This window comes from Pseudarthrobacter sp. SL88 (genome assembly GCF_026672455.1).
Lineage (GTDB): Bacteria > Actinomycetota > Actinomycetes > Actinomycetales > Micrococcaceae > Arthrobacter.
This window is the reverse complement of the sequence record NZ_JAPPRD010000001.1, coordinates 3,227,135-3,241,867: the sequence shown is the minus strand read 5'-3', so window position 1 is coordinate 3,241,867 and position 14,733 is coordinate 3,227,135. Positions and strand designations below refer to the sequence as shown.

At 66.6% G+C, this 14,733-nt stretch carries 9 protein-coding genes, 2 tRNA genes and 1 pseudogene; 2 read left to right on the top strand and 10 right to left on the bottom strand.

Features of this window, described 5'->3' with window-relative positions:
- Positions 1-62: 62 nt before the first annotated feature.
- Both OVA06_RS14595 and OVA06_RS14590 read right to left on the bottom strand, forming a co-directional pair.
- A pseudogene (locus OVA06_RS14595) lies at positions 63-1,518 on the bottom strand (dihydrolipoyl dehydrogenase family protein).
- A 154-nt stretch (positions 1,519-1,672) separates the two neighbouring features.
- Positions 1,673-1,746, bottom strand: a tRNA-Arg gene (locus tag OVA06_RS14590).
- Positions 1,747-2,022: 276 nt separating this feature from the next.
- On the opposite strand from OVA06_RS14590, the gene OVA06_RS14585 reads away from it, so the two are divergent.
- Positions 2,023-3,849, top strand: a complete 1,827-nt coding sequence (locus tag OVA06_RS14585) for a phosphoenolpyruvate carboxykinase (GTP) (protein ID WP_261621061.1) — start codon at positions 2,023-2,025, stop codon at positions 3,847-3,849.
- A gap of 75 nt (positions 3,850-3,924) precedes the next feature.
- Here the strand turns inward: OVA06_RS14585 and OVA06_RS14580 are convergent, their stop codons facing one another.
- From OVA06_RS14580 to OVA06_RS14565, 4 genes are all read right to left on the bottom strand, one after another.
- Positions 3,925-5,085 carry a globin domain-containing protein gene (locus OVA06_RS14580; protein WP_268159256.1) on the bottom strand — a complete coding sequence of 387 codons (1,161 nt, stop codon included), beginning with the start codon at positions 5,083-5,085 and terminating at the stop codon, positions 3,925-3,927.
- 153 nt (positions 5,086-5,238) lie between these two features.
- Positions 5,239-5,724, bottom strand: a complete 486-nt coding sequence (locus OVA06_RS14575) for an RrF2 family transcriptional regulator (protein WP_056076601.1) — start codon at positions 5,722-5,724, stop codon at positions 5,239-5,241.
- A 15-nt stretch (positions 5,725-5,739) separates the two neighbouring features.
- Positions 5,740-6,228, bottom strand: coding sequence for a hypothetical protein (locus OVA06_RS14570; protein WP_268159253.1), 489 nt, complete (start codon positions 6,226-6,228; stop codon positions 5,740-5,742).
- Between the two features lie 3 nt (positions 6,229-6,231).
- Entirely contained in the window at positions 6,232-7,650 is a 1,419-nt protein-coding gene (locus tag OVA06_RS14565) for a phosphomannomutase/phosphoglucomutase (RefSeq protein ID WP_268159251.1), read from the bottom strand.
- Positions 7,651-7,791: 141 nt separating this feature from the next.
- On the opposite strand from OVA06_RS14565, the gene OVA06_RS14560 reads away from it, so the two are divergent.
- Positions 7,792-10,029, top strand: a complete 2,238-nt coding sequence (locus OVA06_RS14560) for a RecQ family ATP-dependent DNA helicase (RefSeq protein WP_268159249.1) — start codon at positions 7,792-7,794, stop codon at positions 10,027-10,029.
- On the opposite strand, the gene OVA06_RS14555 is transcribed toward OVA06_RS14560, so the two are convergent.
- From OVA06_RS14555 to OVA06_RS14540, 4 genes are all read right to left on the bottom strand, one after another.
- The gene (locus OVA06_RS14555; RefSeq protein ID WP_268159247.1) at positions 9,953-11,434 is read right to left on the bottom strand and encodes an MFS transporter; all 1,482 of its coding nucleotides are present in this window, start codon (positions 11,432-11,434) and stop codon (positions 9,953-9,955) included. The two genes, OVA06_RS14560 and OVA06_RS14555, sit on opposite strands and share 77 nt — an antisense overlap.
- Before the next feature lie 116 nt (positions 11,435-11,550).
- Positions 11,551-11,638: transfer RNA gene (locus tag OVA06_RS14550), tRNA-Ser, on the bottom strand.
- A gap of 99 nt (positions 11,639-11,737) precedes the next feature.
- Positions 11,738-12,271, bottom strand: a complete 534-nt coding sequence (locus OVA06_RS14545) for a GNAT family N-acetyltransferase (protein ID WP_268159245.1) — start codon at positions 12,269-12,271, stop codon at positions 11,738-11,740.
- Positions 12,272-12,336: 65 nt separating this feature from the next.
- A complete protein-coding gene (locus OVA06_RS14540) occupies positions 12,337-14,646 on the bottom strand; it encodes a prolyl oligopeptidase family serine peptidase (RefSeq protein WP_268159243.1) in 2,310 nt (769 codons plus the stop codon).
- Positions 14,647-14,733: the final 87 nt, after the last annotated feature.

Below are 14,733 nucleotides of genomic sequence, written 5' to 3'. Positions count from 1 at the left end.
CTTTCACAGAAAGTGTCTGCTACAAGACTAACCAAACTGACCGGTCAGTTCAAATACGAACCCTACAATCCATACTTCTCCAGCAAGCGCAGCCACACCTCGCTGATGGTGGGGTACGCGGGGACCGCATGCCATAGCCGGTGGAGCGGAACTTCACCCACGACGGCGATGGTCGCCGCGTGCAGGAGCTCCGCCACGTCCGGGCCGGCGAAAGTGGCGCCCAAAAGGACTTTCCGGTCCTCGTCGATGACCAGCTGCGCCCAGCCCTCGTAGTTCTCGGAGTGCAGGGAGGACCCCGCAACCTGGATGGGAAGCTCCACTGATGACACGTTGTAGCCGTCCTTGCGGGCCCGCTGGAGACTGCGGCCCACTGTTGCGAGTTCCGGATCAGTGAAGACCACCCCGGGGACGGCGTGATCGTTGGCTGTCTGGGCGAAGCGGCTCCAGTCCGCCGGACTGCCGTCCAGTTCTCCCCTGGCGCGCGCCGCAATGGCGTCCCCGGTGGCGCGGGCCTCGTATTTGCCCTGGTGCGTGTAGAGGTTCCGCCCCGCGGCGTCGCCCACCGCATACAGCCAGCTGCCGTCACCCTGCGCGGCATGGACCAGCCCGGTGTTGTCCGTTTCAAGGAGCAAGCGCCCGTCCGCATCTGGAGCGAAACCGACGCTTTCCAGGCCAAGTCCCTCAAGGGCGGGGTGCCGGCCCGTCGATACCAGGACCTTATCCGCCGTGACGCTGGAACCGTCGCCAAGCTCGATACTGAAGGTGCCGTCGTCGTTCAAGCCGATCCGCTGCGTGGCTGTGTGGAGGCGAAGGTCAACGCCGTCAGCCCGCAGGCCGGAGGCAACAAGCGCGGCGGCTTCTTCCGGGAAGCTTCCCAGCAGGCCGCTGCGCGCAACGAGCGTCACTGCCGAGCCCAGCCGGGCAAAGGCCTGGGCCAGTTCAGTTCCTGCCACGCCGCCGCCCAGCACGGCCAACCGGGCCGGCACCTCGCTGGCGGAGGTCGCTTCCCGATTGCTCCAGACCTGCACGTCCGCCAGCCCCTCAATGGGCGGCTGGGTGGGCACCGATCCGGTGGCCAGGACCACGGCGTGCCGGGCGTTGAGGCGGTGGTCTGTTCCGTCCAGCCCTGCCACCTCAACAGTCCGGGGCCCGGTGAGGAAGGCGTGGCCGCGGACCAGCTCAATGCCGGAGTCCTTGACCCATTCCACTTGTCCGTCGTCCTGCCAGTTTGGACGTGAAGTAGTTCCTGCGGGACAGGACGGCTTTGGCGTCCAGCGTCCGGGTTACGGCTTCCTTGGCGCCGGGCGTCGTCTGCGCACCGTGCAGTGCGGTGCCCGGCCGGAGCAGGGCCTTGGATGGCATGCAGGCCCAGTATGAGCATTCACCGCCCACCAGTTCAGCTTCGATGAGTACCGCGGTAAGCCCGCCCTTGACCACACGGTCCGCCACGTTTTCGCCGGCAGCGCCGGCACCGATTACTACTACGTCATACTCGCGCCCAGCAGGCTCAGGAATCATGGGGACAGCCTACGCCGGACGGCCGGGCGAAACGTGTGGACAAGCAGTGAAGGCGTGAGTGGCGGCAGCGAAGGAGGCATGCCGTGGATCGGGGAACGCCGGCAGGCGTTAAAGCAAAAGGTCCGCACCGGCGAACCGGTGCGGACCTTGTTTGTGCGCCCAAAGGGATTCGAACCCCTGACCTTCTGTTCCGTAGACAGACGCTCTATCCAGCTGAGCTATGGGCGCATCTCGTGTTCCCGGAGAAGAACCGCTCTCCTTGGAACTCGAATTACTTTACGCGAGTCTTGACGGAGTGCCAAATCGAGAGAGCTGTTATCTGCGCTACTAGACCGGTCTAGGTGACCTTCCTCACTTAATCGTAGACTTTTCCACAAATATTCCTTGAAATCTCGCGGAATCCGCATTTTGAGCCATCTTGTAGCAAGCAACCTGCCGAAATCCGGCACTGGTCCGGACCATAGCATTTAGGACACACCGATGAACCCGAGGAAGGGAACCGCAATGGGCGATCTGGCACAGAAGCCGCTGCTTGACGAAGCACCCACCACACATGCCGGGCTGCTGGCATGGGTCGAAGAAGTTGCTGAGCTGACGCAGCCGGACCGCATCTACTGGGTTGACGGGTCCGAAGAGGAGAACACGCGCCTCACCGATGAACTCGTTGCCGCCGGCACGCTGACCAGGCTCAACCAGGACCTGTTCCCCAACTCCTTCGCAGCCTTCTCCGATCCGGCCGATGTTGCCCGGGTCGAGGAACAGACCTTCATCTGCTCCGAGAACAAGCGCGACGCCGGATTCACCAACAACTGGATGGCTCCGGCGGAGATGAAGGAGAAGCTGCGCGGCCTGTTCGCCGGCTCCATGCGCGGCCGCACCATGTACGTCATCCCCTTCGTCATGGGCCACCTTGACGCGGAGGACCCGAAGTTCGGCGTCGAAATCACGGACAGTGCCTACGTTGTGGCCTCGATGCGCATCATGGCCCGCATCGGCACCGATGTCCTGAACCGCATCACCGAGACCAACGCCTTCTTCGTTCCGGCCCTGCACTCCCTGGGTGCGCCGCTGGAACAGGGCCAGGCCGACGTGCCCTGGCCGTGCAACCCGGACAAGTGGATTGTCCACTTCCCGGAGGAGCGCTCCATCTGGTCGTTCGGCTCCGGCTACGGCGGCAACGCCCTGCTGGGCAAGAAGTGCTACGCCCTGCGCATCGCTTCCGTGATGGCCCGCGACGAGGGCTGGCTGGCCGAGCACATGCTGATTCTCAAGCTCACCTCGCCCGAGCAGAAGACGTACTACGTTTCCGCAGCCTTCCCGTCCGCCTGCGGCAAGACCAACCTCGCGCTGCTTGATCCCACCATCAGCGGCTGGAAGGTCGAAACCCTCGGCGATGACATCACCTGGATGCGCTTCGGCAAGGAAGGCGAGCTCCGCGCGGTCAACCCCGAAGCCGGCCTGTTCGGTGTGGCTCCCGGTACCGGCTGGGGCACCAACCCCAACGCCATGCGCGCCATCGCCAAGGGCAACAGCATCTTCACCAACGTTGCGATGACCGACGACGGCGGCGTGTGGTGGGAGGGGATGACCGAGGAAACCCCTGCGCACCTGACTGACTGGCAGGGCAACTCCTGGACGCCCGACTCGGACAAGCCCGCTGCGCACCCGAACTCCCGCTTCTGCACCCCGATCGACCAGATCGACATGCTCGCCGAGGAATACAACAACCCCGAGGGCGTGGAGCTGTCCGCGATCCTGTTCGGCGGCCGCCGCAAGACCACCATCCCGCTGGTGACCGAGGCCCGCAGCTGGTCCAACGGTATCTTCATGGGCTCCACCCTGTCCTCCGAAACCACTGCAGCTGCAGCCGGTGCGGTGGGCGTGGTCCGCCGCGACCCCATGGCCATGCTGCCCTTCATCGGCTACGACGCAGGCGACTACCTGAACCACTGGGTCAACCTGTCCGCCAAGGCCAACCCGGAACGGCTGCCCAAGATCTTCCTGGTCAACTGGTTCCGCCGGAACTCCGAAGGCGGCTTCGCCTGGCCCGGGTTCGGCGACAACGCCCGCGTCCTCAAGTGGGCCATCGAGCGCCTTGAGGGCAAGGCCGACGCCGTCGAAACCCCCATCGGATTCGTTCCTACCGGCGAGGCCATCGACCTCGAAGGCCTGGACATGACCCCCGCCCAGGTGGAGGAAGCAGTCAGGGTTGACCCCGCAGAGTGGGCCACCGAGCTGGCCTCCATCGAGGAATGGTTCGACAACTTCGGCGGCTCCCTCCCGCAGGCGCTGCAGTCCGAGCTGAACGGCCTGAAGTCCCGCCTCGCGTAGGAGTTCTTCGCTGAGTACGACGGCGGCCCCGCACCTTTCGCGAAAAGGTGCGGGGCCGCCGTCGTACTTTTGCTTTTAAGAAGCCTGCCAGATGTCCGGGCCGAAGACTTCGTAGTGGATGCGGGTTGCCGGAATGCCGGCGTTGATGGCCTCATTGCGGATGTTCTTCATGAACGGCAGCGGACCGCACAGGTAGAGGGAGGCATCGGCGGGAAGGTCCACCTCGCGCAGGGACATGAATCCCTCCCTCGCACCGTCCACCGGCTGCTCCAGCCACAGCTGCAGCTCGGCTCCGTCCAGGCGCTCGACGTCGTCCGTCATCTGGCCGCGCAGTGCCCAGCTGTCCAGGGTGCTCTCGGCGTGCAGCACCAGGACCTGCCGGTCGGTGCCGGTGTCGGCGAGTGAGCGCAGGATGGAGGCCGTGGGGGTGCAGCCGATGCCGGCGGAGGCCAGGACCACCGGGCCGTCGCCTTCCTTGAGCGTGATTTCGCCGTAGGGGTTTGAAATTTCCAGGATGTCGCCCGCCTGGACGGTGTTGTGCAGGACGGGGGAGACCTCACCGCCGTCGTCCTTCTTGGTGGTGAAGCTGCGGCTGGTGCCGGCTTCGCCTGACAGGGAGTACTGGCGCACCTGGCGCAGGCCGTCCGGAAGCTGGACCTTGACGCTGACGTACTGGCCGGGAAGTGCTTCGGTGACGGGGGTGTCGTCGGCAGGTTCCAGGGTGAACGTCATGGATCCGACGCCGGCCGGCGTCTTGGCGGACACGCGCCACGGCGCCCACATCCTGCCGTTGGCCTGGGCCGCGTACAGGCCCTTTTCCAGCTTGATGAGCGCGTCCGCCATGAGCCAGTAGACCTCGGTCCAGGCTTCTGCGATCTCCGGGGTGATCACTTCGGCAAGGTCCTCGGCGATCGCGGCGAACAGGTGCTCGTAGACCACCTTGTACTGCGGTTCGGTGATGCCAAGGGAGGCGTGGCGATGGGCGATGCGGGTCAGCACGGTTTCCGGCAGGGTGCCCGGGTTGTTGACCAGGTGGGTGGCGAAGGCGGCGATGCTTCCGGCCAGGGCCTGCTGCTGGCTGCCGTTGCGCTGGTTTGATCGGCTGAAGAGGCCGTCGAGGAGTTCCGGGTGTGCGGCGAACAGGCGGGCGTAGAACTTGGGGGTAATGTCGCCGATCCGTGACCCCACCAGCGGCAGTGTGGCTTCGATGACGGGGCGGGATTTATCCGAGAGCATTGCGGACTCCTGAGGTTGGGACCGGGGCCTTTGTCCGGCCTTGGCGAAATGCTTGCATATGAAATACAAGTATTTCTGCCTCAGTTCTACACCTTGTAGAAGTTTGAAATCAAACTGGGAGAAAGCTCCCGGCTATGGGCGGTTTCGCGCCGGTTACTGCCTCGGCTGCACGCTCGGACGGAGCGGTTCCAACAGTCCTGGGCGGAGGCCAATCATCTCGAATACGGGAGCCATTTGGCGGGATCCCGGAAGATCGGCAATGACTACCGGATCAAGCTCACGGTAGAACGCCTCGCGTGCCCGGGCAAGGGCTGCGCGCAGCTTGCACTCATTGATCAGCGGGCAATTGCCCGTGGCGGCCATGCAGTCGGCCGGGTCCGTGCGCGTATCGAGTTCCCGGAGGATCTGTCCCACGGTGGCCGTCCTGCCGGCGCTGCTCAGCCGGGAACCCCCGGTGCGGCCCCGCTCCACGTCAATCAGGCCCATGGTGCGGAGCCTGGCCATGGCTTTGCTGACATGGTTGTATGGGGTCCCCACGGCGTCCGCAATGTTCTGCGTGGTCAGGAGCTGGCCGCCCGGAACGGCCGCCAGCACCATCAGCGCCCGCAGGCTGACATCGGCAAACGCGTTGATCTTCATGGCGCGGCGCCTGGTCTAGTCCACCCAGATGGCGGGCTCGTTGGTATCGGCCTCCAGTTGGCCGAACTCCCAGGCCTGGGTGGCGGCGTTGGCCGCGTAGGGAAGCACGGCGGCGAAGACCGAACCGTCCCGGTGCTCTGCGGCCACGTGGATGGCATCGGAGTCCTCCTCCACCAGCAGGATGTCGCACACCAGGGCAGCGGCGCGGAAATCGTCCCGGTTCTGCCGCAACAACGCGTTCAAATCACTGATCATGGCGTCGGCATCGAACTCGGCTTCGCTTCCGTCCCCGGCATCCGCCGGGGAAACCGCCACCAGCCGCACCTCGCCGTCGTTCTGCACCGTGAGGGCGAACGGGAGGAAGCCGCCGGCGCGCTGAAGCTGCTCCTGGGCGGCGCTGACGCCGGTTCCGAGGAGATTTTCAAGGTCGGTCGCCGTGGCTTCGGGGACAGAGTCCCGCCAGCTTTCCTGCCCCGCCGTGGCGGGTCCGGTATGGTCAGCCACGGGTTAGGCCCGTACGAGGGCCAGGACCCGGTCCCGGACCCGTTCCATCGTGGCCTGGTCTGTCGCTTCGGCGTTGAGCCGCAGGAAAGGTTCGGTGTTGGACGGCCGCAGGTTGAACCAGTAGCTGCCGTCGTTGGCCGTGAAGGTGCTGCCGTCCAGCGTGTCGATGGTGATGTCCTCGGCGGCGAAGTCTGCGCGCACGCGCTCGACGGCCGCCGGCTTGTCGTCCACCTCGGAGTTGATCTCCCCGGAGCTGACATAGGGCTCATACTCGCGGCCGAGCTCGGACAGCGGGCCTTCCTGCTCACCCAGTGCGGCCAGGACGTGCATGGCCGCCAGCATGCCGGTGTCCGCGTTCCAGAAGTCGCGGAAGTAGAAGTGTGCCGAGTGCTCGCCGCCGAACACCGCGCCTTCCTCGGCCATGACTGCCTTGATGAAGGAGTGGCCCACGCGCGTACGGACGGCCCGGCCGCCGTCGTGCTCCACCAACTCGGCCACAGCGCGGGACGTGAGGAGGTTGTGGATGATCGTGGGGGTGGCTTCGCCCTGGGCCTTCGCACGGGCAATTTCGCGCCGGGCCACCATGCCGGTAACGGCCGACGGCGAGACGGGCTCGCCCTTTTCGTCCACCACGAAGCAGCGGTCGGCGTCGCCGTCGAAGGCCAGCCCAATGTCAGCACCGTGTTCGACGACGGCGGCCTGCAGGTCCCGGAGGTTTTCCGGCTCCAGCGGGTTGGCGGGGTGGTTCGGGAAGGAACCGTCCAGTTCGAAGTACAGCGGAATGATGTCGAACGGCAGCTTGGGCAGCAGGGCGTCACCCAGAACTGCGGGCGTGGTCAGCCCGGCCATGCCGTTTCCGGCATCCACGACAACCTTCAGGCGGCGGGAACCCGAGAGGTCCACCAGCTTGCGGAGGTACTCGGAGTACTCCTTCAGGACGTCACGCACACCAATCTGGCCGCGCTGGCCGGCAGCCGGGATGGTCCCCGTGCTGAGGTAGTGCTCGGCAAGGGACTGGATGTCCTTCAGGCCGGTTTCGGAGGAAATGGGGACTGCCCCAGCCTTGGACATCTTGATGCCGTTGTAGCCGGCGGGGTTGTGGCTCGCGGTGAAGGTGGCCCCTGCCCGGTTGAGGAGGCCGCAGGCGAAGTAGAGCTCATCGGTGGAGATCAGGTCCAGCAATTCCACATTGGCGCCTCGGGTGGCAGCACCGTCGGCGAAGGCCTTGCTGAACTCGGGCGAGGAGGGGCGCATGTCGCCGCCCACCAGGATGGTCTGCCCTTCGAGCTGCAGGACGTCTACGAAAGCGGCCCCCACGGCTTCGACGATTTCGGCGGTGATCGATTCGCCCACAATGCCGCGGACGTCGTAGGCCTTGAAGGATGCCGAAAGGTCAAAAGTCGTTGTCTGTTCGCTAGTCACGGGCTTTATCTTACGTGGACCCGTGCGGTGCCTGTGGAGGGGGAGACGGGGCTGGCGATTGTGACGCAAGGGAACTGTGGGCCTTTCCACATAACAGTTGGCCGGAGGCCAGTTGTCGGGGGCGGCTGGGATACTGAATCAATGGTTGATAACCGGAACGCCACCCTTTCCCACACCGATATTGATTCAGACGCTGATTTTGGGGCTGACGCTTCCTCGGCGCAGCCATCCCCTCCGGGCGGATCCGGTACCGCCACCCACAGCCAGGCGCTGGCGGTGCTGCGCGAGCTGGTGGGAAACGCCGGGGCAGATTTCCACGACGGCCAGTACGAGGCCATTGAGGCGCTCGTCGACGGCGGCCGGCGGACTTTGGTGGTCCAGCGCACCGGGTGGGGCAAGTCGGCTGTCTATTTCGTGGCGTCGCTCCTGCTGCGCCGCCGGGGCGCCGGCCCCACCCTGATCGTGTCGCCGTTGCTGGCCCTGATGCGTGACCAGGTGGCGGCTGCCGCCAGGGCCGGTGTCCGGGCCGTGGCCATTAACTCGGCGAACCAGCTGGAGTGGGACACCGTCCGCGAACAGCTTGCGGCGGACCAGGTTGACGTTCTCCTGGTCTCACCGGAACGTTTGACCAACCCCTCCTTCCGGGAAAACCAGCTGCCGGAACTGATCCGGCGCACCGGGCTGCTGGTCATCGACGAGGCACACTGCATCTCGGACTGGGGCCACGACTTCCGTCCCGATTACCGCCGGATCGCAGACCTCATTGAGCAGTTGCCGGATTCGGTGCCGGTGCTGGCCACCACGGCCACCGCCAACTCCCGCGTGGTCCATGACATCGAAGAGCAACTCGGCGCCGGCGTCCTGACCATCCGCGGTGCCCTGGGCCGCGATTCGCTGCGGCTCGGCGTCCTGACGCTCCCTGACGCCCGCCAGCGCCTCGGGTGGCTGCTGACCCATCTCTCGGACCTGCCCGGCAGCGGCATCATCTACACCCTGACCGTTTCCGCCGCCGAGGACACCGCCCGCTTGCTGGCGGAGGCGGGCCACGAAGTGCTGTCCTACACCGGCCGCACCGACCCCGCAGACCGGGAACGCGCCGAGCAGCTGCTCAAGGACAACCAGGTTAAGGCCCTGGTTGCCACGTCCGCACTGGGCATGGGCTTCGACAAGCCGGACCTTGGGTTCGTGGTCCACCTCGGGGCGCCGTCGTCGCCGGTTGCCTACTACCAGCAGGTGGGCCGTGCAGGCCGTGGAGCCGCCAACGCCGATGTCCTGCTGTTGCCGGGCTCCGAGGACCGGGACATCTGGCAGTACTTCGCCACCGCGTCCATGCCGTCGGAGGAGAAAGCTGCCGCAGTCCTGACGGCCCTTGCCGAGGCGGGAAGTGCCGTGTCCACCGTGGCGCTGGAAGCACGGGTGGACCTGCGCCGGACCCCGCTGGAGTTGCTGCTCAAGGTCCTTTCGGTGGATGGGGCCGTGGAGCGGGTAGGCGGCGGCTGGCGCTCCACCGGGCGGCCGTGGGTCTATGACGCGGAGCGGTACCAGCGCATTGCCGAGGCCCGCGTAGATGAGCAGGACTCCATGATCATCTACCAGGACACTGCAGGGTGCCGGATGGAGTACATCACGTCCGTCCTTGATGATGAGACTGCCCACGCCTGTGGCCGTTGCGACAACTGCGCCGGGCAGTGGTTCCCCGCCGACGTCGCAGCCGATGCCACGAACGCGGCCGGGCAGACGCTCAGCCGGGCCGGCGGCGTCCTTGAGCCGCGGCTGCAGTGGCCCAGCGGGATGGACCGGCTGGGCGTTCCGGTTAAGGGAAAGATCAAGCCGCCGGAGGCGCTGTCAGAGGGCCGTGTCCTGGCCCGGCTGACCGACCTTGGCTGGGGCGGTGCCCTGCGCACGATCTTCGCCGCCGGCGCGGAAGACCGTCCGGTGGACCCTGCCATGCTGCAGGCCTGCGTCCAGGTCCTGCGGGAGTGGGGAACAGGTGACTCCAGGACGGCGGGCTGGAGTGGTGGTGGCCGGCCGGCAGCGATTGTGAGCATCCCGTCGCGCAGCAAACCGCAGCTGGTGGATTCCCTGGCCCGGGGGATTTCGGACATCGGCCGCATCCCTTACCTCGGCGCCCTGCAGTTGGCCCACGGTGGCCCCACAGGAAGCAGGGGCGGCAACAGCGCATACCGGTTGGCCGGGGTCTGGGACCGGGTGGTTGTTGGCCCCGAGCTCGAAGCTGCGTTGAATTCCATCCAGGGTCAGAGTGTGATGCTGATTGATGACCTGGCGGACAGCCGGTGGACCCTTACTGTCGCGGGGCGTGCCCTTCGGCAGGCCGGGGCCGGGGCTGTGCTTCCGCTGGTTCTGGCGCAGGCCGGCTGACCGCTGCTCCCGAGTGCCGCGGGAGCAGGACACTGTCCACGGTGCTGGCCAGCATCAGGACTGCCATGGCCAGGAAAGCTCCGCGGTACGGACCGGCGTCGTCCTGGGGAAACGAGCCAAGCCCGTCGAAGATGCGGATCAGCAGGGCAGCCACTGCGATCCCGGAACCCGTAGCGAGCTGCACCAGGGTTGCCGAAACGGTGTTGGCCGACGTCAACTGCGCGGGGACGATATCGGCGTACTGCACCGACGCGTAGGACGAGAAGCCGATGGAGCGGAACGCCCCGCTGCATACCAGCAGGGCAAACGTCAGTACCTGTGGAGTCTCCGGGGTCAGCAGGGCGCACAGTGCAAAAGTGCCTGCTGAGGCGAGGGATGCGAACACCAGCATGGCCTTGAATCCGAACCGGCGGATCAGGGGAGTGGTGGCCGGTTTGATGCCGATATTGCCAATGAAGACAGCGGCCACCATGATGCCCGCGTGGATGGGGGTCCAGCCGAAGCCGGCCTGGAACATCAGGGGCAGCAGGAAGGGAACCGAGCTGATGGTCAGCCGGTAAACGAATCCGCCGGTGGCCATCGCACGGAAGGTGCGGGTCCGGAACACATCCAGGTTGAACAGGGGGTTGCTGGCCCGGCGCATCCAGAACACGGCCGCGAGCAGGGATGCTGCACCTGCCGCCGCGCTGATGCCCGCCCAGGGGCCGTCAGGGTGGGAGCTGGCCAGCTCGAGGCCAACCACCAGGGCACCGACGCCCAGCGTGGTGAGGAACAGCCCGGGCCAGTCCAGCCGCCGCCCCTTGTCTCCAGCGGAGGACGGGACGAGGCGCAGGGCCGCAAGGAAGGCAGCCAGACCCAGTGGGAGGTTGATCAGGAAGATCCAGTGCCAGGACAGGTAGGTAGTGAGTGCACCGCCCACCAGGGGTGCGAGGACCGGCGCCAGCAGGCCGGGCCAGACGAGGAACGCGGTAGCCCGCAAAAGCTCCGATTTCGGCGTGCCGCGCAGCACTACCAGCGTTCCCACGGGAACCATCATGGCGCCCCCGGCTCCCTGGGCGATACGGCTCAGCGTCAGGGCGGTGAGGTCCTGGCTGAGGGCACAGGCCAGTGAAGAAACGGTGAAGATGGCAACGGCGAGGCAGAAGATCCTTCGCGCCCCGAAGCGTTCGGCCAGCCACCCGCTGATGGGAATGCCGACGGCGACGGTGAGCAGGTACGCCGTCATGGTGATATTCACGTCTGCCGCTGGAACACTGAAGTCGGCTGAGATGTTAGGGATGGCAGTGGTGAGGATGGTCCCGTCGAGGAACTCCATGAAGAAGGTTGCTGCCACCAGGAGGGCCAACCGTGGGCTCCATACCTGCGCGGCATCCCCCTGCGCGCGGGCCCGATCTCTTACTGCCATCCGCTTATCCTGCCACCAGGCAGCCTGTGCCAGCAGAGTGCGTCCGATCCCCGGACGGCGCCAGCAACCCCCACCGGGTACGCAAAAGGCCCCGGTCCAGGGACCGGGGCCGAACGCGGAGACGGGGGGATTTGAACCCCCGGTGGAGTTGTGCCCCACACTTCATTAGCAGTGAAGCCCATTCGGCCGCTCTGGCACGTCTCCAATTGCTATTCCTAGCCCACCAAGGATACGCAGATCCGGCCATGCAGTGCAAAACGGCTGCGGCCCCCCGATGCGGAAGGCTGGCCGGGGCCGGCCAGCCTAGGCAGCGGGCTGGACCGGGCGCACCATCCTGATCTCGGGCAGGTCCTCCCAGTCCGCCAGGGTGTCCTCCGCCCCGTCCGGTTCGAAGCCAAACCGACGGTAGAAGCCGATGGCCCGGCTGTTGCCCGCGGCCACCCAGAGACTCGCAGCCTGGGTGCCAAGGGCAGTGCCCAGCAGCTGCCCTCCCAGGCCCAGGCCCTGATGGGATGCCAACAGGTACAGCCCCCACAGTTCCAGCGGGCCGGACTCCGGCTGCGGGTCACCTTCCGGGGACTCCGGTGCGGGGACTGAACGGATACCGGCAAAGCCCACTACCGTGTCGCCGTCGCACGCCACCCACGCTTCGGCGGGGTCCGGGCGGTCCAGCAGGTGCCGCCACAGCACCAGGCGGCCCTCCCGGTCGGCAGCCGCCAGAAAGGCGTCGGACAGCATCTCGCGGTAGGTTTCCTGCCAGCATTGAATGTGCACGTCCGCGAGCCGCTCCACATCCGTGGCAACAGCCCTGCGGACCGAGAACGCAGGCCGAGGCACCGCAGGCCCAGGCACCCCAGACCCGGACACCCCCGAACCAGATACACCCGGCGCGGATGCCGCTGTCACGATGTTCCGCCCGCCAGCGCCTTCCACAGGAAGTGCTGGCTGCGGGCCTGCAACGCTGCCGCCTGCCGGTTGTCCGATGCTCCCGCGTGGCCGCCCTCCAGTGCTTCGTGGAACCAGACGTTGGGTATGCCCATGGCGAGCATGCGGGCAGCCATCTTCCGTGCCTGCACCGGGCCCACGCGGTCGTCCGAGGTGGCCGTCCAGATGAACGTTTCCGGGTATTCGATGCCGTCCTTGAGCAGGTGGTAAGGGGAGAAGGTCCGGATGTAGTCCCACTGCTCCGCGACGTCCGGGTCCCCGTATTCGGCGATCCAGGAGTGCCCGGCGGACAGCTTGGTGTACCGGCGCATGTCCAGCAGCGGCACGCCACAGGAGACGGCCCGGAACAGGTCGGGGTAGCGGGTCAGCATGTTGCCCACCAGCAGGCCGCCGTTCGAGCCGCCCACGCAGCCCAGGCGCTCGCGGGAGGTGACGCCTCGGGAGATCAGGTCCCGTGCCACGGCGGCGAAGTCCTCGTAGGCCTTGTGCCGGTTTTCCTGCAGGGCGGCGCGGTGCCAGGCCGGCCCGAATTCGCCGCCGCCGCGGATGTTCGCCACCACGTAGACGCCGCCGCGCGAATGCGGTGCCTCCCCGCCGTCGGCCGGCAGCCCGGTGGTCCGCCGTTCCAGCCAGGCACGCCCCACCGTTCCGCTGTAGGCGGGCGTCCGGGACACCTCGAAGCCGCCATAGCCGGAGAGCTGGGTGGGGTTCTGGCCGTCGAGGGGCAGGTTGTGGGAGGAGACCTGGAAGTAGGGAACCCGCGTGCCGTCATCGGAAACCGCGAAGTGCTGCTGGACCTCGTACTCGGCATCGGAGAAGAACGACGGCGAGGATTTCACTTCCGTGTGCCGGCTCACCACACCGGGCGCCCCCGCATCGTCGTGGCTGGATTCGGGTGCGCCGCGTTCCAGCGTGCCGCGCATCAGCGTGCTGGGAGTGGTGAATCCGGTGGCGATCAGCCAGAAATCGTCGCCCGCACCGCCGTCGGCCGCTGCTTCATCCTCATCGTCCACGGCATAGGCGTTGACGTCATGCAGGGGCGGGCAGGCGTCCAGGAGTGTGGAGGCCCAGGCGGAGCCGTCTCCGAAGGACCCGTCGGCAGCGTCCGCCGGGCGGGAGGGGTCCAGCACCCGGATTTCCGAGGACACGTCCCTCAGGAGGTTGAGGAGCAGGAAGTTCCGCGTCCAGCTCCACGACTGCAGGGACGTGTGGGCGTCCGGCGTGAACAGCACCACGAGGTCCCGGCCGCCGGCGAGGTAGTCCTCGAAATTGGCGGCCAACAGGGCGCCGGCCGGATAGGTGGTGCCATCCAGGGCCCAGTCCCGCTGCGGGCGGAACAGCAGCCACTCACGGTGCGCACTGACGTTGACGTCCGTGGGAACGTCGATGGCCACCCATGAACCGTCGCGCAGCACCAGGTTGGTCCGGTTGAAGAAGTCGATGTAGTCCACTGCGAAGGTGCGCTCGAAGCCGGGGGTGGAGTCGTACGCCACCACGGCCATCATGTGCTGTTCGGGTACCTCGAACAGCCGGGGTGCGCTGGCCAGGGTTTCGCCGCGTTTCAGGGTGACGCCGGTCCTGGCGTAGGAGGAGGCCGTCCTGGGCAGCCCGTCCGCCGTGGAGGAGACCAGGAGTGTGTCCGCGTCCAGCCAGGACACGTTGCCCTTCGCCGTCGGCAGGTCAAAACCGCCCACAGCCGGGTCAACAAAGGTGCGGGACTCGACGTCGAACTCCCGGTACCGGTTCGCATCGCCGCCGTCGGGGGAGAGCGCCAGCAGCGCGTGCCGGTAAGGCCCACCCGCGGCGGGCCGGAGGAACGTGGCGCCGTGGAACACCCATTCCTCGCCCTCGGCGGCGGCCAGGGCGTCCACGTCCAGCAAGACGTCCCATTCGGGGGAATCCGTGCAGTAGCTTTCCCACGTGGTGCGGCGCCACAGGCCCTTGGGGTTGTCCCGGTCCTTCCAGAAGTTGTAGTACCAGTCACCCCGCTTGCCCACCATGGCGATCCGGTCAGTGGAGTCCAGCACCTCCAGGATGCTGCCCTCGAGCTCTGCGTAGTCAGCGTCCTCCAGGAGGTCCTCCGTGCGTGAGTTCTGCGCCTTGACCCAAGCGAGCTGCTCTTCGCCGTAGATCTCCTCGAGCCACACGTTTTCGTCGGTCGGCTCCGGCGCGGGGCCGCCGACGCCGCCGGGCCCGGTGCCCGCAGGCGTGCCGTCCGTGGTGGTATTGCCGGGGCCGGACGCTGAATCAGCTGCAGTGGTGGTCATGCGCCCCATCCAAACAACATCCGCTCGAGGCTGGCAAGTCAAGCGGCCAGCCCTCCCTCTTCAACACAAGCCCGTACTCTGGAAGGC

Excerpts from the sequence above, each read along its gene's own strand:
- OVA06_RS14585 (WP_261621061.1), top strand. The coding sequence starts at position 2,023 with ATGGGCGATCTGGCACAGAAGCCGCTGCTTGACGAAGCACCCACCACA.
- OVA06_RS14580 (WP_268159256.1), bottom strand. The coding sequence starts at position 5,085 with ATGCTCTCGGATAAATCCCGCCCCGTCATCGAAGCCACACTGCCGCTG.
- OVA06_RS14575 (WP_056076601.1), bottom strand. The coding sequence starts at position 5,724 with ATGAAGATCAACGCGTTTGCCGATGTCAGCCTGCGGGCGCTGATGGTG.
- OVA06_RS14560 (WP_268159249.1), top strand. The coding sequence starts at position 7,792 with ATGGTTGATAACCGGAACGCCACCCTTTCCCACACCGATATTGATTCA.
- OVA06_RS14555 (WP_268159247.1), bottom strand. The coding sequence starts at position 11,434 with ATGGCAGTAAGAGATCGGGCCCGCGCGCAGGGGGATGCCGCGCAGGTA.
- OVA06_RS14540 (WP_268159243.1), bottom strand. The coding sequence starts at position 14,646 with ATGACCACCACTGCAGCTGATTCAGCGTCCGGCCCCGGCAATACCACC.